The following is an 18,759-nucleotide window of genomic DNA, read 5'->3' on the forward strand; positions in this document are numbered from 1 at the left end:
CAAGGATGGCCGCCCGTTTGATCTTGCCACCACCATCCTTGGCGGCCGCCCTTCGGGCCATCGCTGACGCGATGTCAAAAATCGCTCCGGGCGATTTTTTCGCAATCCAATCAGGGATGATTGCAAAAACATTGAAAAGTGCGGCCAAGGATGGCCGCCCGTTTGATCTTGCGACCACCATCCTTGGCGGCCGCCGTTCGGGCCATCGCTGGCGCGATGTCAAAAATCGCTCCGGGCGATTTTTTCGCAATCAGGGATGATCGCAAAAATCACGCATGTGCGTAGCGTGCTGCGCCGCCGATCCAGCGCTCGATCAATTGTGAGGTCTGCCGCGGGTGCTCCGCCAGCATGTGCTCGCCGACCTGCTGCACCGCCGGCAACAGGTGGGCGTCGCGGGCGAGATCGGCGATGCGGAAGCTGAGCTGGCCGGTCTGGCGGGTGCCCAGCACCTCGCCCGGGCCGCGCAGTTCAAGGTCCTTCTCGGCGATGCGGAAGCCGTCGTTGGTGTCGCGCATCACCTGCAGCCGCTCGCGCGCCAGCTGGCCCAGCGGCGGCTGGTACAGCAGCACGCAATTGGAGGCCACCGCGCCGCGACCGACCCGGCCGCGCAACTGGTGCAGCTGGGCCAGGCCCAGCCGTTCGCTGTTCTCGACCACCATCAGGCTGGCGTTCGGCACGTCCACGCCCACCTCGATCACCGTGGTGGCCACCAGCACGGCCAGTTCGCCGGCCTCGAACGCATCCATCACCGCCTGCTTTTCCTTCGGCTTCATGCGGCCGTGGATCAGGCCGACCCGGTAACCGGCCAGCGCGGCGGACAATTCCGCATGCGCCACCTCGGCCGCCTGCGCGCGCAACTGCTCGGACTCCTCGATCAGCGTGCACACCCAGTACACCTGGCGGCCCTCGCCGCAGGCGGCGTGGATGCGCTCGATCACCTCGGCGCGCCGCGCGTTCGAGATCGCGATGGTCTGCACCGGCGTGCGTCCGGGCGGCAGTTCGTCGACCGACGAGACGTCCAGGTCGGCGTATGCGCTCATCGCCAGCGTGCGCGGGATCGGCGTGGCGGTCAGCACCAGCTGGTGCGGAACGAGCTGCCCATCCTTGCCCTTGTCGCGCAGGGCCAATCGTTGCTGCACGCCGAAACGGTGCTGCTCGTCGACGATCACCAGGCCGAGCCGCGCGAACGCCACGCCCTCCTGCATCAGCGCGTGCGTGCCGATCACCACCGGCGCGCCTGCGGCCACCCGCGCCAGCGCCTGTTTGCGCGCCTTGCCGGTGACCTTGCTGGCCAGCCACTCCACTTCGATGCCCAGCGGCTGCAGCCAGTGGCGGAAGTTGCGCAGATGCTGCTCGGCCAGCAGCTCGGTCGGTGCCATCAGCGCGACCTGGTACCCGGATTCCACCGCCGCCAGCGCCGCCAGCGCGGCCACCACGGTCTTGCCGCTGCCGACGTCGCCCTGCACCAGCCGCAGCATCGGCCGCACTCCGGCGAGGTCGCGCACGACCTCGGCGACGACGCGCCGCTGCGCCGCAGTCAGCTCGAACGGCAACCCGGCCAGCAGCCGCCGGCGCAGTTCGTCGGTACCGCCCAGCGCCGGCGCACGCCGCCGCCGCACCGCCGCACGCATGCGCTTCAGGCTGAGGTGTTGGGTCAGCAGTTCCTCGAAGGCCAGCCGCTGCTGCGCCGGATGCCGCCCCAGCATCAGCTGGCCCAGGTGGGCGTCCGGCGGCGGACGGTGCACGTACAGCAGCGCGTCGCGCAGCGAGGTGAGCCCGTGCCGGGCACACCACTCCGGGGGAATCAGCTCCAGTTGCGCGGCCGGCGGCAGCAGCGCCAGCGCCTTGCCGATCACCCCGGCCAGCCGCTTCGGGCCCAGGCCTTCGGTGGTCGGATAGACCGGGCTGAGCAACTCGTCGACCGCGGCCGCCGCATCCCCGTCCAGGCGCTGGTAGTTCGGATGCACCATCTCCAGGCCCTGCGCGCCGTGGCGCACTTCGCCGTAGCAGAGCAGCCGCGTGCCCGGCAGCAGTTGCTCGGCCTGCGCGCGGTTGAAATGGAAGAAGCGCAGCAGCAGGGTCTGCCGGCTGGCGTCGCCGATCGCTACCTTCAGCTGAGGCCGATAGCGGAAGCCGCGCTCGACCGCCTCGACCACGCCTTCGACCTGCGCCCGCTCGCCCACCCGCAGGTCGGCGATCGCGGTGATCCGGGTCTTGTCCTCGTAGCGCAGCGGCAGGTGGAACCACAGGTCCTGCACCCGCTCCAGCCCCAGCCGGGCGAGCGCCGCGACCAGCGCCGGGCCGACGCCCGGCAGCGCGCCGGCCGGAGTGAGGCCCGGGTCGACGTCAATGGCGGGAGAAGGACGGATGGTGCGGGTGGCCATGGCCTGCAAGCCTAACCGAGCACCGTCTCCTGTCGTAAGCCGCCCGCCGACAGCCGGTGTCGGCGCGCGGCGCTCATGGAACTCAGTCCAGCACCATCACCGCGTCGACCTCGACCTGCGCCGCCTTCGGCAGGCCGGACACTTCGATGGTGGAACGCGCCGGGTACGGCTGCCGGAAGTACTCGGCCATCACCGCATTGACCGCGGCGAAGTTCGCCAGGTCGGTGACGTAGATGCCCACGCGCACGACCTGCGCCAGCGAGCCGCCGGCCGCCGCCGCCACTGCGGTGAGGTTGTCGAACACACGCCGCGTCTGCGCCGTGATGTCGCCATCGACCAGCGTACCGGTGGCCGGATCCAGCGGGATCTGGCCGGAGAAGTACACGGTATTGCCGGCACGCACGGCCTGAGAGTACGGGCCGATCGCGGCCGGCGCCTGTTCGGTGGAGATGATGCTGCGGGACATGGATGGCCTCGGGATTCGGGATTCGGGATTCGGGATTCGGGATTCGGGATTCGGGAAGATTACCGTGTCACGGCTCGCGTGCACATATTCCGGCACGTCGAGGCTATGCACGAATCCCGGTCCCCAATCCCGAATCACAAAGGATAACGATACGCCCCGCTCACCACGCCGGTGCGGCGCACGCGGCGGATCACGTCGGCCAGGTGCTTGCGGTTCTTCACTTCCAGCGCGAACAGCAAGGTGGCCGCGGCGGCGTCGCGCTCGACGTATTCCACGTTCTCGATGTTCGAGTCGGCGGCGGCGATCGCGGCGGCCACGGTGGCCAGCACGCCGGGGCGGTTGATCACCTCGATGCGCAGTTCGGCGCGGTAGTCGCCCTGCACGTCGCGGTCCCATTCGATCGCCACGCAGCGCTCGGGCGACTTGCGCAGCTCGATCACGTTCGGGCACTCCTCGCGGTGCACCACGATGCCCTTGCCCGAGGACAGGTAGCCGATGATCTCGTCGCCCGGCAGCGGATGGCAGCAATTGGCGAAGCTGAGCACGCCGCGCTCGGCGCCGGTGATGCGGATCTTCTCGTGCGCGTGCGCGGATGCCTGCGGCTTGCCGGCCTTCCTGCCGCGCGAGGCGAGCAACTGGCTGGCGACCACGTCGGGCATGCGGTTGCCCAGCGCGATGTCGGACAGCAATTCCTCCAGCCGCTTCAGCTTGGAGGTTTCCAGGAAACGGTCCAGCACCGCCGGCGGGATGCCGTCCAGGCTGCTGCCCTGCGCGTCCAGCGCGCGGTCGAGCATGCGGTGGCCGAAGTCGACCGCATCCTCGTGCTGCAGGTGTTTCAGGTACTGGCGGATCGCGGTGCGCGCCTTGCCGGTGACCACCACCTCCAGCCAGGCCGGGTTCGGCACCGCCGACGGCGCGGTGATGATCTCCACCAGCTGGCCCGACTCCAGCTTCGTGCGCAGCGGCAGCAGCTTCTTGTCGACCCGCGCCGCCACCGCGTGGTCGCCCACGTCGGTGTGCACCGCGTAGGCGAAGTCCAGTGCGGTAGCGTTGCGCGGCAGCGACAGGATGTCGCCGCGCGGGGTGAACAGGTAGACCTCGTCGGGGAACAGGTCGATCTTGACGTTCTCGATGAACTCCGACGAGGACACCGTATTCGCCGAGCTGTCGACCAGCGAGGACAGCCACTCGCGCGCCCGTGCCTGCGCACTGTTGGCCGGGCCCGAGTCGGTCTTGTAGGCCCAGTGCGCGGCGACGCCGCGCTCGGCCACCGAGTCCATCTCGGCGGTACGGATCTGCACCTCGATCGGCGCGCCAAACGGCCCCAGCAGCACGGTGTGCAGCGACTGGTAGCCGTTCGCCTTGGGAATCGCGATGAAATCCTTGAAGCGGCGGTCGACCGGCTTGTACAGCGCGTGCACCACGCCCAGCGCCATGTAGCAGCTCATCGCGCTGTCGACCACCACGCGGAAGCCGTAGACGTCCATCAGCTGGGCGAAGCTCTTGTGGTCCCCGCGCATCTTCGAATAGATGCTCCACGGCGACTTGATCCGGCCCACCACCATCGCCGGCAGGTGCTCGGCGGCGAGCCGCGCGGACAGCGCCGCCTCGATCTTGCCCATCGCCTCGCGACGGTTGCCGAGCGCGGCGCGGATGCGCTCGCTGATCACCCGGTAGCGGTCCGGGTACAGCGCGCGGAAGCCCAGGTCCTGCAGCTCCGCCTTGAACTTGTTCATGCCCAGGCGCTGGGCGATCGGCGCGAAGATCTCCAGCGTCTCGCGCGCGATGCGGTGGCGCGAATCCGCATCCTTGGCGCCCAGCGTGCGCATGTTGTGCAGCCGGTCGGCCAGCTTGATCAAGATCACCCGGATGTCGCGCGCCATCGCCAGCAGCATCTTGCGAAAGCTTTCCGCGTCGGCTTCCTGGCGGCTGCCGAAGCGCATCTTGTCCAGCTTGGTGACGCCGTCGACCAGCTCGGCCACCACCTCGCCGAACTCCTCGGCGATGGTCTCGCGGCTGAGTTCGGTGTCCTCCAGGGTGTCGTGCAGGATCGCCGCGATGATCGTCTCGGCGTCCAGCCCCAGCTCGGCCAGGATGCCGGCCACCGCCACCGGATGGGTGATGTAAGGCTCGCCGCTCTTGCGCTCCTGCCCGGCGTGCGCCTGCGCGCCAAGCTGGAACGCGCGCAGCACGCGCTCGACCTGCGCCTCGGGCAGGTAGGCGATGCGTTCCTTCAGGGCCAGCACGTACGGCGGCAGCGCGGACAGGTCGACCGTGGCGGTGGGGGTGGCCGCAGTCATCGGTTGCCGGCGCCTGCTCAGGCGCCTACCTCGCGGCAGGCAGGGCATGCGGCTGCAAGGCGCGCGCAGGCCGTCGCGCCGGACGCGCCGGCGCGGCGGATGCGCGTGCTACAGCGGCCGCCATCCATCAGTCGTCGCCGCCCTTGGAAAGGTCGTCGTCCACCTCGGCCGCGGCCCACTCCAGCGCCTCGCGCTCGGCGCGCTCGCGCTCGGCCTTGTCGATCTGGTCGATGGTAGCCTGGTCGATGCGGCGGGCGGCGATTTCGCGCAGCGCCAGCACGGTCGGCTTGTCGTGATCGGGATTGACCGCCGGCTCGGCGCCCTTTTCCAGCTGGCGTGCGCGCTTGGTCGCCATCAGCACCAGCTCGAAACGGTTGTCGATCACCTCGAGGCAGTCTTCGACGGTAATGCGTGCCATGTGAAATCCTCAGGGAATAAATGACTTATGTGGTCTTGCAGTGTAGCCAGCAGGTGCTTTGCTGGCAATGAGCACGCGCGTATGATGGCGGGCTGGCCACGAACCGGCAGTGCCCGGGAAAGCACGCCGAAAGCCGTGCAGGATATAAAACCAGACAGTACACTTAACTGTCTCCCCCCGACGCGAATTCTCTGCGCCAATGACCCCACAGCTTCGATTCCCCCTGTTGCGCCGCTGGTTGCCGGTGCTTGCGCTGGCGTTGCTGGCCGGCTGCACGATCGCCAAGCCGCGCACCGACGATCCGCTGGAGAAGTACAACCGCAGCGCGTACAAATTCAACGACACGCTGGACAAGGCGGTGGTGCGCCCGGTCGCCATGGGCTACCGCAAGGTGACCAATCCGCCGGTGCGCCGTTCGTTCAGCGACTTCTTCACTAACATCCGCATGCCGATCACGGTTGCCAACGACCTGCTGCAGGCGCGGCCGAAGCAGGCGCTGCAGAGCACCGGCCGCTTCCTGGTCAACCTCACGCTCGGCATCGGCGGCTTCTTCGATCCGGCCAGCCAGCTCGGCCTGCCGCTGGAATCCAACGACTTCGGCATCACCCTGGCGCGCTGGGGTGCGCCGGAAGGCGATTACTTGGTGGTCCCGTTCCTGGGCCCGAGTACCGTGCGCGACATCTGGCAGGCCCCGGTCGACAGCTATTTCTTCGACCCGCTGACCCTGTACGCCCACAACCACCACTACAACGGCCTGCAGTACCTGCCGACGGCGATCTACCTGGTGACCCTGCGTTCGCGCGCGATCGATGCGGAAAGCTTCCTGCAATCCGCCTACGATCCTTACGTATTCATCCGCGACGCCTACCGGCAGCAGCGCCTGTACAAGATCTACGATGGCAACCCGCCGCTCGAAGTCATCCAGCAGATGCAGGGCCTGAACGATCAGAATTTCGACCCGGAGCAGCTGCTGGAACAGCAGCACCAGTGGGAAAACAAGCATCCGGGCCAGGCAACCAAGCAGCCCTAGGAGCATCCGGGGCACGGCCATGGATATGAAAAAGGGGCCTGTGGCCCCTTTTTCGTACCCGCCGTTGCCGCCCGCACGGGTCAGGCGATCAGGCGGTCGACCTCGCAGACCTGCGCCAGCGCCTGCATGCCGGCCGGCATGTGGACGACCTGCAAGGGCCGTCCGCGCCGGGCGGCCCCGGCCATGACCGCCAGGATGCAGGCGAGCCCCGCACTGTCGCTGCGGAGCACGCCGGCCAGGTCCAGCCGCGACGCCGAGCCGTCCGCCAGTGCGGACTGGATCGCCTGCAGCGCGGCGGCGGCCGTGTCGAAACTCAGCTCGCCGCCCACGCCCAAGGTGGCGGGCGTGGCGGTATCGAGCTGGAACCCCCGCGCGGCCTGGTCCGTCATGACGCGCTCTTGCTGTCCTTGTCCATCGTCTCCAGCGCCTTCGAGCCCTGGGTTTCCAGGTTCGTGATCAGCTTCTCGATGCCGGCCTTGCGGATTTCCGCGTCCACCTGGTTGCGGTAGTTGGTGACGTAGGAGATGCCCTCGATGATCACGTCGTAGGCCTTCCAGTCGCCGCTGCGGCTCTTGCGGAACGCGTAGTCGACCGATACCAGCTTGCCGTCGTCCAGCACCACCTGGGTGCGCACCACGGTGCGCTTGTCGTTGAGGTCGCCGTTGAACGGCAGCACCTTGACCCGGCCGCGGGTGTAGTTGAGCAGGCCCTCGGCATAGCGGTGGGTGATCGAGTTGTAGAACGCGTGGGCGAAGCGCTCGCGCTGCTCCGGGGTGGTTTCGCGGGCATGCTGGCCGAGCACCAGGATCGAGGCATAGTCGACGTCGAAGTGCGGCAGGAACGCCTCGTCGATCACGCTGATCAGTTTTTCCTGGTTTTTCTTCAGCTCGTCGCGATGCCCCTCGATCGCCGAAGCCAGCTGGTCGGCGATGCCTTGCACGACCTGCACCGGTGCCCGCGCGGCGGCGGGCGCCGCCGTGGCTGCCTGGGCAAGAACCGGGGCGGCGATGACGCTGCCGAACGCGATGGCGGTGGCAAGAGCCAGTCTGCGCAACATGGGTAACTCCTTCAGCGGAACCGGCTCGGCGAGCCGGTGGGGATGGCGGGCTATTTGCTGCCGTTGCCGGCGTCTTTCTTGTCGCTGGGCGAACCATTGACCAGGAACTTGCCGATCAGGTCCTCCAGTTGCATTGCGGACTGGGTGAGGATCATCTCGTCACCGTCCTTGAGCATCTCGGGGGAACCGCCCGGCTGGATCGCAACATACTGGCTGCCGATCAAACCGCTGGTGAACACCGCGGCGGACGAATCGTCGGGGATCGCGTTGTAGCGCTTGTCGATCGACAGCACCACCTGGGCGTTCAGCTTGACCGGATCGGCGTGTACCGACTGCACGCTGCCGATCACCACGCCGGCCATCTTCACCGGCGCACCGGCCGAGAGCGTGCCCACGTTGGAGAAGCCCGCCTTCACCGCGTAGCTGCCGCCGACATTGTCGACCACGCCGCCGGCGCCGAAGAACTTGCCCAGCATCTCCTCCAGCGGCTGCGTGGACTTGGTTCGCGCCAGCGTGCCGCCGGCGGCCACCGCTTGCTTCGAGCTGCCGTACTCGATGCCCACGTACTGGTCGCCGAGCAGGCCGCTGGTGAAGATCGTGGCCACCGAGTCGAGCGGGATGTGGTCGTAGCCCTTGTCGATCGACAGCTTCACGTCGGCCACGTCGTGATCCGCCCTCAGCGTGATCGACTGCACCTGGCCGACCCGTACGCCGGCGATCTTCACCGGTGCGCGCTCCTTCAGCTGGCCGATGTTGGTGAACTGCGCATCGACGACGTAGCTGTCGCCCTGGTGCACGTTCGCCACCGAGCTGGTCTGGGTGGCCAGGTAGGCCAGTGCGGCGAAGCCGAGCACGATGAACAGGCCGGTACCGACGGCGTAGGAACTTCTCGGTTGGCTCACGGCAGAATCCTCGGAAAACGATGGGTCATGGCGGTCACATCAGCACATTCACATGAGAAACGCGGTGAGGACGAAGTCCAGCGCCAGGATCGCGATCGACGAGGCGACCACGGTACGGGTGGTGGCGTAGGCCACGCCTTCGCTGGTCGGCGGCGTGGTGAAGCCCTGGAACACCGCGATCAGCGACACCACCGCGCCGAATGCCAGACTCTTCAACAGCACGCCGTTGACGATGTCGGTGTGCACGTCGACCTGCGCCGTCATGTTCGACCAGAACGTGCCGTTGTCCACGCCCAGCCAGGTCACGCCGACCAGGTGGCCGCCGAAGATCGCCATGGCGCAGAACACGCAGCACAGCAGCGGCATCGCGATCAGCCCGGCGAGGAAGCGTGGCGTGGCCACGTAGGCGATCGGGTCCACCGCCATCATCTCCATCGCGTCGATCTGGTCGGTGGCGCGCATCAGGCCGATCTCGGCGGTGACCGCGGTGCCGGCGCGGCCGGCAAACAGCAGCGCGGTGACCACCGGCCCCAGCTCGCGGTACACCGACAGCGCCACCACCATGCCGCTGGCCGAGGTGCCGCCGAAGATCGACAGCACGTGGTACAGCTGCAGCATCAGCACCATGCCGACGAACAGGCCGCAGACCATGATGATGGTGAGGCTCATCGCACCGACGAACCACAGCTGGCGGATCGTCTCGCGCACATAGCGGAAGCTGCGCGGGATCGCCGCCAGCAGGGTCAACAGGAACAGTCCGCAGTTGCCGATCTGCGCCAGCGACTGGCTCACCACGTTGTTGGGTTGCGGCGCGCGTACGTTCATTTCGCCGCTCCGGCAAAACCCAGTTCGGCGGCGTAGTCGCCGGCCGGATAGCGGAACGGGATCGGCCCGTCCGCCTCGCCGCCGAAGAACTGCCGCGTCCACGGCGAGCCGTCGTCGGCGATGGTCTTCGGATCGCCCTGCGCCACCACCTTGCCCTTGGCCAGCAGGATCACGTGGTCGGCGATCTGCTGCACCGCGGCCAGCTCGTGCGATACCAGCACGCTGGTGATGCCGAGCGTCTGGTTCAGCGTCAGGATCAGCTTCAACACCTGGTTCAGCGCCACCGGATCGAGCCCCACGAAGGGCTCGTCGTACAGGATCAGCTGCGGATCGAACACGATCGCCCGCGCCAGCGCCACCCGCCGCGCCATGCCGCCGGAAAGCTCGTTCGGCATCAGCCGCGCCGCGCCGCGCAGGCCCACCGCCTGTAGCTTCATCAGCACCAGGTCGCGGATCAGCACTTCCGGCAGCTTCGTGTGCTGGCGCAGCGGAAAGGCCACGTTCTCGAACACGTCGAAGTCGGTCAGCAGCGCGGAATTCTGGAACAGGTAACCCACGCCTTCGCGCAGCTTGTACAGCTGCTCGCGCGACAGGCCGGCGACATCCTGGCCGTCGACGTGGATGCTGCCGGCGTCGGCGCGCATCTGCCCGGTGATGTGCTTGAGGAGCGTGGTCTTGCCGGTGCCGCTGGGGCCCATGATCGAGGTGATCTTGCCGCGCGGGATGTCGAGATCCAGCGCGTCGAAGATGGTCTTGCCGCCGAGCACCGTGGTCAGCCCACGGACCCGCACCAGGGTGGCGTCGTCAGGCGTGGCGCGAACGGGTTGGGTCATGGGCGGCAGAAACGATGGGGAGGAGGACAAGGTAGCGGAAGCGCGGTTCGAAGACCATGTGACGGAGGGAACGGGCTCTCAGGCCCCGGCGGCCAGCAGCTCGGCGATGAGCGCCTCGTGTCGCCGCCACTGCAGCGCGCTGCGCAGGCGCACCGCCCGCACGATCGCCTGCAGCCCGGCCAGCGCCTCGTCGAACACGTCGTTGACCAGGATGTAGTCGAACTCGTGCGCGTGGGCGATCTCGCCGCGCGAATTGCGCAACCGGCGCTCGATCACCTCGGCGCTGTCCGAACCACGACCGCGCAGGCGCCGCTCGAGTTCCGCCCGCGACGGCGGCAGGATGAACACGCTGACACAGTCGGGCATGCTGCGGCGGATCTGCCGCGCGCCCTGCCAGTCGATCTCCAGCAGCACGTCGCGGCCCTGCCCAAGCAGTTCCTGCACCGTGGTGCGCGAGGTGCCATACAAATTGCCGTGCACCTCGGCATGTTCCAGAAAGATGCCCTCGGCGACCTCGCGCTCGAACTCCGCGCGCTCGAGGAAGTAGTAATGCCGCCCGTACTGCTCGCCCGGCCGCGGCGGCCGCGTGGTGTGCGACACCGACAGCGAGATCGTGCCGTCGCGCTCGAGCAGCGCGTTGACCAGGGTGGACTTGCCGGCACCGGAAGGCGCCGCGACCACGAACAGGGTGCCCGCTTCAATATTCATGATGATGCGCAGCGGGTTCGCTCCCTCTCCCCAACGGGGAGAGGGGTGGGGAGAGGGGCCGGGGCTCGCGTGGATTCCAGGTCATTCGATGTTCTGCACCTGCTCGCGCATCTGCTCGATCAGCACCTTCAGCTCGACCGCCGCGTTGGTGCTGCGCGCGTCGACCGACTTCGAGCCCAGCGTGTTCGCCTCGCGATTGAACTCCTGCATCAGGAAATCCAGCCGGCGGCCGACCGGCTCCGTCAGCCCCAGCACGCGGCGCGTCTCGCCGATGTGGGTGCTGAGCCGGTCCAGCTCCTCGTCCACGTCGGTACGGGTGATCTGCAGCACCAGCTCCTGTTCCAGCCGCCCCGGCTCGACGGGCTGCTTCAGCTCGGCCAGCCGCGTTTCCAGCCGGGTGCGCAGCGCGGCGCGGATCTCCGGCATCCAGCCGCGCACGTCGGCCACCACGCGTTCGATCGCATCCAGCTTGTCGCGCAGGATCCCACCCAGCTTCTCGCCCTCGCGCTCGCGGGTGGCGGTGAGCGCGTCCAGTGCGCGGTCGAGCACCTCGAACAGCGCGGCCTGCTGCGCTTCCGGGTCGGTCTCGGCCTGCTGCAGCACGCCGGGGAAGCGCAGCAACTCGGTGAACTCCACGCGCATCCTCGGGAAACGCGCTTCCATGTCCAGCGACAGCTCGGACAACCGCGACAAAAGCGCATTGTTGACCTGCAGCGTTTCGCTGCGCGAGTCGCTGCGGCGCACGGTCAGATCGAGCTTGCCGCGCGACAGCTTTGCCGCCACGCGCTCGCGCAACTGCGGCTCGAGGCTGCGCAACTCGTCCGGCAGCCGCGGGCTCAGTTCGAGATAGCGGTGGTTGACCGTACGCAGCTCGCAACTGAGCGTACCGGCGGGGCCGGTGGTTTCGGCACTGGCGTAAGCCGTCATGCTGCGGATCATCGGCGCCTTCCGGAGGTGGGGACAAGGGCGCAATGGTAAACTCTCCCGTCCCGCCTTGCCCAATCCGGCCAAGCGACCCCAGGACCCGCCCCATGAATTCCGTCACCCGCCCCAGTGGCCGCGCCAGCGACCAGCTGCGCAGCGTCAGCATCGAACGCCACTACACCCGCCACGCCGAGGGCTCGGTGCTGGTGAGCTTCGGCGACACCCGCGTGCTGTGCACCGCCAGCATCGAGGATCGCGCACCGGCCTGGCTGCGCGGCAAGGGCGAGGGCTGGGTCACCGCCGAATACGGCATGCTGCCGCGCGCCACCAACACGCGCACCCAGCGCGAGGCCACCCGCGGCGGCCAGGGCGGGCGCACCATGGAAATCCAGCGGCTGATCGGCCGCAGCCTGCGTGCCTGCGTCAACCGCCAGGCGCTGGGCGAGCGCGTGGTCACGTTGGACTGCGACGTGCTGCAGGCCGACGGCGGCACCCGCACCGCAGCGATCACCGGCGCCTACGTGGCCCTGGTCGACGCAGTGAACCTGCTGATGAAGCGCGAGAACCTCAAGCGCAACCCGGTGGTGGGTGCGGTCGCCGCGGTCTCCGTGGGCATCTACAAGGGCGTGCCGGTGCTCGACCTCGACTACGCCGAGGACTCCGACTGCGACACCGACATGAACGTGGTGATGAACGACGGCGGCGGCTTCATCGAGGTGCAGGGCACCGCCGAAGGCCACGCGTTCCGCCGCAACGAGATGGACGCGCTGCTGGCGCTGGCCGAGAAAGGCATCGGCGAGCTGGTTGCGGCGCAGCGCACGGCGCTGGCGCTGTAAGGCCGGGAATCGGGAATCGGCAGATGATGCAACGCGTAGTCCTGGCCAGCAGCAACCGCGGCAAGCTCGCGGAGTTCAACGCGCTGCTCGCCGACTGCGGATTCGAGGTAGTTGCGCAATCGAGCCTGGGCATCGCGGACGCCGAGGAAACCGGCCTCAGCTTCGTCGAGAACGCGCTGCTCAAGGCGCGCCACGCCGCCCGCGCCAGCGGCCTGCCCGCGCTGGCCGACGACTCCGGGCTGTGCGTGGAACACCTGCACGGCGCGCCCGGCCTGTATTCGGCGCGCTACGCCGGTGGTCACGGCGACAGCGCGGCGAACAACTTGAAATTGCTGCACACGCTGGACGGCGTGCCGGCGGCGCAGCGCGGCGCGTTCTTCATCTGCACGCTGGCGTTGCTGCAGGATGCCGACGACCCGGCCCCGCTGATCGCCGAAGGCCGCTGGCACGGCCGTGTGCTCGACGCGCCGCGCGGCGAGAAGGGTTTCGGCTACGACCCGCTGTTCCTGCCGCGCGGCCAGACGCTCAGCGCGGCCGAACTCGAACCGACGCTGAAGAATCGCCTCAGCCACCGCGGCCAGGCGCTGATGCAGCTGCACGCGAGGCTGGCCGAACGCCGCCCATGAGCCTGACCGCGCCGCCGCTGTCGCTGTACATCCACATGCCGTGGTGCGTGAAGAAGTGCCCGTACTGCGACTTCAACTCGCACGGCCTGCGCAGCGAGCCGCCGCCCTACGCCGCCTACATCGACCACCTGCTGGCCGACCTCGACGCCGACCGCGCCGATTTCGCCGCCGCGCTGGAAGGCCGCCCGGGGATCAGCCGGCCTGTAAGCAGCCGGCCCTTAATCAGCGTGTTCTTCGGTGGCGGCACGCCGAGCCTGTTCGCGCCGGAGCTGATCGCGCGCCTGCTCGACGGCGTGCGCGAGCGGCTGCCGCTGGCCGACGACGCCGAGATCACCCTGGAGACCAACCCCGGCACGGTCGAGCACGGCCGCTTCGACGGCTACCTGGCCGCCGGTGTCAACCGCATCTCGTTCGGCGTGCAGAGCTTCGACGACGACAAGCTGCGCCGGCTCGGCCGCATCCACTCGGCCGGCGAGGCCGAGGCGGCGGTGAAATCGGCGCAGGATGCCGGCTACGAAAACATCAACCTCGACCTGATGTACGCGCTGCCGCAGCAGAACCTGGACGGTGCGCTGGCCGACGTGGAGCGCGCCGTCGCGCTGGCGCCCACCCACATCTCGCACTACCAGCTGACGCTGGAGCCGAACACCGCGTTCGCCGCCAACCCGCCGCCGCTGCCCGACGACGACCATGCCTGGGCGATGCAGGAAGCCTGCGAGGCGCGCCTTGCCGCCGCCGGCTACGGCCAGTACGAGATTTCCGCGTACGCGCAACCGGGCCGGCGCTGCGTGCACAACCTCAACTACTGGCAGTTCGGCGACTACCTCGGCATCGGCGCCGGTGCGCACGGCAAGCTCAGCGACGCGGCCAGCGGCCAGGTGCACCGTCGCTGGAAGAGCCGCCACCCGCGCGCCTACCTGGAAGCGAACGGCGGCCCCGCCCGGATCGGCGGCGACCACGTGGTCGGCGCGGACGAATTGCCGTTCGAGTACATGCTCAACGCACTGCGCCTGGTCGATGGCGTGCCGATGGCCGCGTTTGCCGAACGTACCGGGCTGCCGCCGGAACGCATCGCCGCCGCGCTGGCGGCGGCGCGCCGCCGCGGCTGGCTGCACGACGATCCGCAACGCCTGCACACCACCGCGCTGGGCCAGCGATTCCTCAACGATGTGATCGGCGTTTTTCTGGACTGAAAGCCGCGTCCCGGCCACCCGGCACCCGGATGGCATAGCCACGGCAACCGGCATAGACTTGCCGCACCGGGGGAATTCACAGGTTGATGCATGGATGTCGGGCACGATCGGCGTCAATCGTCTGCGCCGCAGCAGGGCGGACGCATTGGGAACGCGCGCTGGCCGGCGCGGGCGCAGCGCCTGCTGGAAGCCAGCTACCGCCTCTGCATGGAGGGGTTGCAGGAGCCGCTGCGCCGTTGCCTGGGCGAATTCGAAAAGCAGCTTTTTGCGCTGGCCGAGCGAGCTCACCACGACGGCGAGCAACAGACTTGCTTTGCCAGCCGGCAACGCCTGCTGCAGGGCCGCACCACCTTCGTGCAGCGTTTCATGGAAAGCCTCGCCGGCGAGTTCAACGGGATCGACAGCGTCAGGACCGCGCCGGCCGCGGCCGCCACCGGCGTGAAACCGTGGCAGGCACTGGCCCTGGTCGACCCCGGCGAGCAGGAAGTGTCGATGACCCTGGAGCAACTGGGCGCCCGTGGCGAAGTGCGCCACAGCAGCGTGCTGTACGAACTGGGCCACCGGCTGGCGGTACTGGTCGGCGCGCCGCCGCTGGAAAGCCAGGCGCTGCCGCTGGGACCGCACGCGCTGGCGCAGGCCTGCAGCGAAGCCGGCGCCGAACTGGAACTGCCGCTGAAGCACCAGCTGCTGCTGCTGCAGCATTTCGACCAGTGGGTGATCCAGGCGCTGGCGCCGCTGTACGACACCATCAACGCCCACCTGCAGGGCGACGGCATCCTGCCGCAACTGCGCAGCATTCCGATCCCGCGGCACCTCGGCAAGCGGACGCGCCCGGTCGCCGGCCGCGCTGAGGCCGCCGGCGAGCCGGCAACCGGCAGTACCGGCACGGTGCCGGGCGCCGGTTCGGCCGGCAGCCACGGCGCCCCGATCGAGGTGCTGGAATCCCTGCGCGACCTGCTGGCGCGGCAACGCGCCGGCCAGAGCGGCGTCAGCGGCCCGGCGGCCGGCCGCGCCGCCAGCGAGCAGGAACTGCAATCCGCGCTGGGCGCGCTGCAGCAGCACCTGGCCCAGGTCACCGACCAGGCCGGCCGCGAACTGCGCAGCGCGGCGCGGCTGCGCGAGGAACTGCTGGCCCAGCTCAACTTCGGCAAACCCGGCGACGCGCCGCGCACCCGGTTGAGCGACGAGCAGGGCGACAAGGTGGAACTGGTCGCGCGGCTGTTCGAGCAGCTCGGCCAGCAACTGCAGCAGGGCGGCAATGCCCACCAATTGCTCGGCGACCTGCAACTGCCGGTGCTGCGCATGGCGGTGACCGACCGCGGCTTTTTCGAGCAACGCGAACATCCGGCGCGCCGGCTGCTCGACACCGTGACCGCCGCGGCGAACGACTGGCTCGACGGCAGCGACGACGAGAGCAACCGGCCGCTGGCGACCAAGCTCGAGCAACTGGTGGCCCGCGCCAGCCGGGAGCCGCCCAGCGCGGGCCTGTACACCACGCTGCTGGCCGACATCGAGCATCACCTGGCCCTGCTCACGCGCAAGGCACAGGCCGCCGAACGGCGCCACGTGGAGGCGGCGCAGGGGCGCGAGCGGCTGGACCAGGCTCGCCACCGCGCCGGCGAACTGATGGCCGAACGCTTCGCGCAGTCGCCGCCGCGCGGCCTGCTGCGCGCCCTGCTCGATCGCGCCTGGTCCGACGTGCTGGCGCTGACCCTGTTGCGGCACGGCGAGGACAGCGAGGCGTTTCGCGCACAACTGGCGATCACCGACCAGTTGCTCGGCCGCCTGCCGACGGGTGACCGCCTGCGGCTGCAGGTGGACGTGGAGTCCGGCCTGCAGCAGATCGGCATGCACGCCGAGGAAGCGGTCCAGGTGGCGCAGCGGCTGCTCGGCGCGGGCAAGCCCGACCCTACCGCGGAACTGCCCAGCGCCACGGATCTTGCGCTGCGCCTGAAGCAGCACCAGCGGCTGGGCGAGCAGCAAGCCGGGCATGAGCCGGTCGCCGCCGCCGCCGCGGGCGCAGCACCGGCGGCCGCGGCGGCCGACCCGCGCGAGCAGCGCATCGAACAGCACCTGCGCGAGCTGCCGTTCGGCAGCTGGTTCGAGTTCGTCGACCCGGTCACCGGGCAGATCGCCCGGCGCAAGCTGGCCTGGCATTCGCCGATGTCCGGGCGCTGCCTGCTGGTCAGCCGGCGCGGCCAGCGCGGCGAGGAGATGACCCTGGCCCAACTGGCCCATGAAGTGGCCAGCGGCCGCGCCTGCGAGGTGCCCGCGCAGTCGGAGAGCCTGCTCGACCGCGCCTGGCGCAGCCTCACCGGCAGCCTGCGCCAGCCGCCCGCCACCCGGCGCCCTCCTGCCCCGACGGAGCTCCCGCGCCGATGAACGACGCCTTCAACCAGCGCCGCGCCGAGCGCAAGCGCACCACCGTCAACGCCATCGTCACCGACGCGATCAGTGGCCTGCCGATCGGCCACCTGGGCAACCTCTCCAGCACCGGCATGCTGCTGATCGGCGCGCAGGCGCCGCGCAGCGAAGCGCTGTACCAGGTCAGCATGACGCTGCCCGGTTCGGAGCGGATGCTGGCCCAGTCGCAGCCGATCGAAGTCGGCATCCAGGAACAGTGGCACGAGTCCGCCGCCAGTTCAGGACAGGTCTGGGCCGGCTACCGCATCGTGGCGATCACCGACGCCGACGCCGCCCGGATCGAGAGCTGGCTGGCGCAGGACTGACCCCGCGCCGGCGCGCTGCCCGCTGGCGGCCGCCGCACGTACGCGCCATCATGGGCGCCTGCTTCCCCTTCCCCAGTTCACCACGGGCTGTACCGGCCCTGCGCGCATGCGGCCCCAGCGGCCGCGACAGGCGCATGCGACCCGGCAACAGGATGGCCCGCCGCCGAGGAGTCACCATGCACGACCAACCCGCCTCGCTGTACCCGCACCACCTGGCCATCCTGCGCGAACGCGCCGACAAGGCTCTGGCGCTGGGCGGTTTCGACCATCTGCTGGTCGCCGCCGGCGCGCCGCTGCGCAAGTTCCTCGACGACCAGGATTGCCCGTTCGTCGCAAGCCCGCACTTCAGGCACTGGCTGCCGCTGACCGACACGCCGGGCAGCTGGATCGCCTACACCCCGGGGGCGAAGCCGAAGCTGGTGTTCGTGCAGCCGCGCGACTACTGGCACGTGGTGCCGGAAGCGCCGCACGGCTACTGGGTCGAGCACTTCGACATCGTCATCGTGCGCAGCGCGGCGGAAGCCGTCGCGCAACTGCCGGGCGGCAAGCGAGCGGTAATCGCGCCAGCCTGCCCCGGCATCGACGGCGTGGAAATCAACAACCCGCAGCAGGTACTTGACTATCTGCATTGGTACCGCTCGTACAAGACCCCGTACGAACTGGCGCTGATGCGCGAAGCCAGCCGCATCGGCGCCCGCGCGCACCGCGCCGCCGAGGCCGCATTCCGCGCCGGCGAGAGCGAGCTCGGCATCCACCTGGCCTACCTCGCCGCGGCAAGGCAGATCGACGCCGAACTGCCCTACGCCAGCATCGTGGCCTTGAACGAGCACGGCGCGGTGCTGCACTACACGAACTTCGACCGCACGCCGCCGGCGAAGAGCCGCTCGTTCCTGATCGACGCCGGCGCCAGCGCCGCCGGCTACGCCAGCGACATCACCCGCACCCATGCATCGCCGCAGTCGCGCGAGTTTCAGGCCTTGATCGATAGCATGGAAACGGCGCAGCTCGGCTACGTGGCGAAGGTGCGTGCCGGGCAGAGCTACCCCGAGCTGCACATCCACGCCCACCACGTGCTGGCCGGCGTGCTGCGCGAGCACGGTTTCGTCCGCATGAGCGCGGAGAGCGCGGTGGCTTCCGGCGTTACCTCGGCGTTCTTCCCCCACGGCCTCGGCCACCCGATCGGCCTGCAGGTGCACGACGTCGCCGGCTTCCAGCAGAGCGAGCGCGGCGGCAGCATCGCGCGCCCGGACGGCCACCCCTACCTGCGCATGACCCGCGTGCTGGAACCGGGGATGGCGGTGACGATCGAGCCCGGCCTGTACTTCATCGACATGCTGCTGGCCGAACTGCGCGACAAGCCGGTCGCCGCCGACATCGACTGGGCAAAGGTCGACGCGTTCCGCCAGTACGGCGGCATCCGCATCGAGGACGACGTGGTGTGCACCGACGGCGCGCCGGAAAACCTCACGCGCGACGCGTTCGCGCTGACTTGAGCCGCACCGGAGCCGCACTCGGCAACTTTTGCGAG

At 69.1% G+C, this 18,759-nt stretch carries 19 protein-coding genes; 8 read left to right on the forward strand and 11 right to left on the reverse strand.

Annotated features, from left to right (window positions below; all coding sequences use genetic code 11):
- The first annotated feature begins 5 nt into the window (after positions 1 to 5).
- The gene (locus RHOFW104R8_RS17195; protein WP_153021675.1) at positions 6 to 260 is read left to right on the forward strand and encodes a hypothetical protein; all 255 of its coding nucleotides are present in this window, start codon (positions 6 to 8) and stop codon (positions 258 to 260) included.
- A 9-nt stretch (positions 261 to 269) separates the two neighbouring features.
- On the opposite strand, the gene recG is transcribed toward RHOFW104R8_RS17195, so the two are convergent.
- From recG to rpoZ, 4 genes are all read right to left on the reverse strand, one after another.
- Positions 270 to 2,384, reverse strand: coding sequence for an ATP-dependent DNA helicase RecG (gene recG, locus RHOFW104R8_RS00705; protein WP_068092604.1), 2,115 nt, complete (start codon positions 2,382 to 2,384; stop codon positions 270 to 272).
- Positions 2,385 to 2,466: 82 nt separating this feature from the next.
- On the reverse strand, positions 2,467 to 2,850 hold the full coding sequence (locus tag RHOFW104R8_RS00710; RefSeq protein WP_068092601.1) for a RidA family protein: 384 nt from the start codon (positions 2,848 to 2,850) through the stop codon (positions 2,467 to 2,469).
- A gap of 134 nt (positions 2,851 to 2,984) precedes the next feature.
- A complete protein-coding gene (locus RHOFW104R8_RS00715) occupies positions 2,985 to 5,150 on the reverse strand; it encodes a bifunctional (p)ppGpp synthetase/guanosine-3',5'-bis(diphosphate) 3'-pyrophosphohydrolase (protein ID WP_068092600.1) in 2,166 nt (721 codons plus the stop codon).
- Positions 5,151 to 5,277: 127 nt separating this feature from the next.
- Positions 5,278 to 5,568, reverse strand: a complete 291-nt coding sequence (gene rpoZ / locus RHOFW104R8_RS00720) for a DNA-directed RNA polymerase subunit omega (RefSeq protein ID WP_068092597.1) — start codon at positions 5,566 to 5,568, stop codon at positions 5,278 to 5,280.
- A 199-nt stretch (positions 5,569 to 5,767) separates the two neighbouring features.
- Here rpoZ and RHOFW104R8_RS00725 point away from each other — a divergent pair, with 199 nt between their 5' ends.
- Positions 5,768 to 6,598 carry a VacJ family lipoprotein gene (locus tag RHOFW104R8_RS00725; protein WP_068092595.1) on the forward strand — a complete coding sequence of 277 codons (831 nt, stop codon included), beginning with the start codon at positions 5,768 to 5,770 and terminating at the stop codon, positions 6,596 to 6,598.
- Positions 6,599 to 6,678: 80 nt separating this feature from the next.
- On the opposite strand, the gene RHOFW104R8_RS00730 is transcribed toward RHOFW104R8_RS00725, so the two are convergent.
- The 7 genes from RHOFW104R8_RS00730 to RHOFW104R8_RS00760 all read right to left on the reverse strand — a co-directional run bounded on the left by RHOFW104R8_RS00730 (position 6,679) and on the right by RHOFW104R8_RS00760 (position 11,862).
- Positions 6,679 to 6,987: a lipid asymmetry maintenance protein MlaB gene (locus tag RHOFW104R8_RS00730; protein ID WP_068092593.1), complete on the reverse strand. Its 309-nt coding sequence runs from the start codon at positions 6,985 to 6,987 to the stop codon at positions 6,679 to 6,681.
- Positions 6,984 to 7,655: a phospholipid-binding protein MlaC gene (locus tag RHOFW104R8_RS00735; RefSeq protein ID WP_068092590.1), complete on the reverse strand. Its 672-nt coding sequence runs from the start codon at positions 7,653 to 7,655 to the stop codon at positions 6,984 to 6,986. Before RHOFW104R8_RS00735 ends, RHOFW104R8_RS00730 begins: the two co-directional genes overlap by 4 nt.
- Positions 7,656 to 7,705: 50 nt before the next feature.
- Positions 7,706 to 8,557 (reverse strand): outer membrane lipid asymmetry maintenance protein MlaD, encoded by an 852-nt coding sequence (gene mlaD, locus RHOFW104R8_RS00740; RefSeq protein WP_068092588.1) that lies wholly within the window; start codon positions 8,555 to 8,557, stop codon positions 7,706 to 7,708.
- Positions 8,558 to 8,605: 48 nt separating this feature from the next.
- Positions 8,606 to 9,382, reverse strand: a complete 777-nt coding sequence (gene mlaE, locus RHOFW104R8_RS00745) for a lipid asymmetry maintenance ABC transporter permease subunit MlaE (protein ID WP_068092586.1) — start codon at positions 9,380 to 9,382, stop codon at positions 8,606 to 8,608.
- On the reverse strand, positions 9,379 to 10,215 hold the full coding sequence (locus RHOFW104R8_RS00750; RefSeq protein WP_068092584.1) for an ABC transporter ATP-binding protein: 837 nt from the start codon (positions 10,213 to 10,215) through the stop codon (positions 9,379 to 9,381). The genes mlaE and RHOFW104R8_RS00750 overlap by 4 nt, the downstream gene beginning before the upstream one ends.
- 78 nt (positions 10,216 to 10,293) lie before the next feature.
- The gene (gmk, locus tag RHOFW104R8_RS00755; RefSeq protein ID WP_068092580.1) at positions 10,294 to 10,923 is read right to left on the reverse strand and encodes a guanylate kinase; all 630 of its coding nucleotides are present in this window, start codon (positions 10,921 to 10,923) and stop codon (positions 10,294 to 10,296) included.
- A gap of 81 nt (positions 10,924 to 11,004) precedes the next feature.
- Entirely contained in the window at positions 11,005 to 11,862 is an 858-nt protein-coding gene (locus RHOFW104R8_RS00760) for a YicC/YloC family endoribonuclease (RefSeq protein ID WP_068092577.1), read from the reverse strand.
- 92 nt (positions 11,863 to 11,954) lie between these two features.
- Between RHOFW104R8_RS00760 and rph the strand changes: the two genes are divergently transcribed.
- The 6 genes from rph to pepQ all read left to right on the forward strand — a co-directional run bounded on the left by rph (position 11,955) and on the right by pepQ (position 18,724).
- Entirely contained in the window at positions 11,955 to 12,683 is a 729-nt protein-coding gene (rph, locus tag RHOFW104R8_RS00765; protein WP_068092572.1) for a ribonuclease PH, read from the forward strand.
- Positions 12,684 to 12,709: 26 nt separating this feature from the next.
- Complete coding sequence (rdgB, locus tag RHOFW104R8_RS00770; protein ID WP_068092710.1) at positions 12,710 to 13,309, forward strand: RdgB/HAM1 family non-canonical purine NTP pyrophosphatase; 600 nt, start codon at positions 12,710 to 12,712, stop codon at positions 13,307 to 13,309.
- Positions 13,306 to 14,502 carry a radical SAM family heme chaperone HemW gene (gene hemW / locus RHOFW104R8_RS00775; protein WP_068092567.1) on the forward strand — a complete coding sequence of 399 codons (1,197 nt, stop codon included), beginning with the start codon at positions 13,306 to 13,308 and terminating at the stop codon, positions 14,500 to 14,502. Before rdgB ends, hemW begins: the two co-directional genes overlap by 4 nt.
- 90 nt (positions 14,503 to 14,592) lie before the next feature.
- Positions 14,593 to 16,884, forward strand: a complete 2,292-nt coding sequence (locus tag RHOFW104R8_RS00780) for a DUF1631 family protein (protein ID WP_068092564.1) — start codon at positions 14,593 to 14,595, stop codon at positions 16,882 to 16,884.
- Positions 16,881 to 17,231: a PilZ domain-containing protein gene (locus RHOFW104R8_RS00785; protein WP_068092561.1), complete on the forward strand. Its 351-nt coding sequence runs from the start codon at positions 16,881 to 16,883 to the stop codon at positions 17,229 to 17,231. Before RHOFW104R8_RS00780 ends, RHOFW104R8_RS00785 begins: the two co-directional genes overlap by 4 nt.
- Positions 17,232 to 17,407: 176 nt before the next feature.
- Positions 17,408 to 18,724 (forward strand): Xaa-Pro dipeptidase, encoded by a 1,317-nt coding sequence (gene pepQ, locus RHOFW104R8_RS00790; protein WP_068092559.1) that lies wholly within the window; start codon positions 17,408 to 17,410, stop codon positions 18,722 to 18,724.
- Positions 18,725 to 18,759 lie beyond the last annotated feature (35 nt).

It is taken from the genome of Rhodanobacter sp. FW104-R8 (assembly GCF_001617365.1).
Lineage (GTDB): Bacteria > Pseudomonadota > Gammaproteobacteria > Xanthomonadales > Rhodanobacteraceae > Rhodanobacter.

Bases quoted from the DNA above. Each gene is read 5' to 3' on its own strand.
- RHOFW104R8_RS17195 (WP_153021675.1), top strand. From the start codon at position 6: ATGGCCGCCCGTTTGATCTTGCCACCACCATCCTTGGCGGCCGCCCTT.
- recG (WP_068092604.1), bottom strand. From the start codon at position 2,384: ATGGCCACCCGCACCATCCGTCCTTCTCCCGCCATTGACGTCGACCCG.
- RHOFW104R8_RS00710 (WP_068092601.1), bottom strand. From the start codon at position 2,850: ATGTCCCGCAGCATCATCTCCACCGAACAGGCGCCGGCCGCGATCGGC.
- RHOFW104R8_RS00715 (WP_068092600.1), bottom strand. From the start codon at position 5,150: ATGACTGCGGCCACCCCCACCGCCACGGTCGACCTGTCCGCGCTGCCG.
- rpoZ (WP_068092597.1), bottom strand. From the start codon at position 5,568: ATGGCACGCATTACCGTCGAAGACTGCCTCGAGGTGATCGACAACCGT.
- RHOFW104R8_RS00725 (WP_068092595.1), top strand. From the start codon at position 5,768: ATGACCCCACAGCTTCGATTCCCCCTGTTGCGCCGCTGGTTGCCGGTG.
- RHOFW104R8_RS00730 (WP_068092593.1), bottom strand. From the start codon at position 6,987: ATGACGGACCAGGCCGCGCGGGGGTTCCAGCTCGATACCGCCACGCCC.
- RHOFW104R8_RS00735 (WP_068092590.1), bottom strand. From the start codon at position 7,655: ATGTTGCGCAGACTGGCTCTTGCCACCGCCATCGCGTTCGGCAGCGTC.
- mlaE (WP_068092586.1), bottom strand. From the start codon at position 9,382: ATGAACGTACGCGCGCCGCAACCCAACAACGTGGTGAGCCAGTCGCTG.
- RHOFW104R8_RS00750 (WP_068092584.1), bottom strand. From the start codon at position 10,215: ATGACCCAACCCGTTCGCGCCACGCCTGACGACGCCACCCTGGTGCGG.
- gmk (WP_068092580.1), bottom strand. From the start codon at position 10,923: ATGAATATTGAAGCGGGCACCCTGTTCGTGGTCGCGGCGCCTTCCGGT.
- RHOFW104R8_RS00760 (WP_068092577.1), bottom strand. From the start codon at position 11,862: ATGATCCGCAGCATGACGGCTTACGCCAGTGCCGAAACCACCGGCCCC.
- rph (WP_068092572.1), top strand. From the start codon at position 11,955: ATGAATTCCGTCACCCGCCCCAGTGGCCGCGCCAGCGACCAGCTGCGC.
- rdgB (WP_068092710.1), top strand. From the start codon at position 12,710: ATGCAACGCGTAGTCCTGGCCAGCAGCAACCGCGGCAAGCTCGCGGAG.
- hemW (WP_068092567.1), top strand. From the start codon at position 13,306: ATGAGCCTGACCGCGCCGCCGCTGTCGCTGTACATCCACATGCCGTGG.
- RHOFW104R8_RS00780 (WP_068092564.1), top strand. From the start codon at position 14,593: ATGGATGTCGGGCACGATCGGCGTCAATCGTCTGCGCCGCAGCAGGGC.
- RHOFW104R8_RS00785 (WP_068092561.1), top strand. From the start codon at position 16,881: ATGAACGACGCCTTCAACCAGCGCCGCGCCGAGCGCAAGCGCACCACC.
- pepQ (WP_068092559.1), top strand. From the start codon at position 17,408: ATGCACGACCAACCCGCCTCGCTGTACCCGCACCACCTGGCCATCCTG.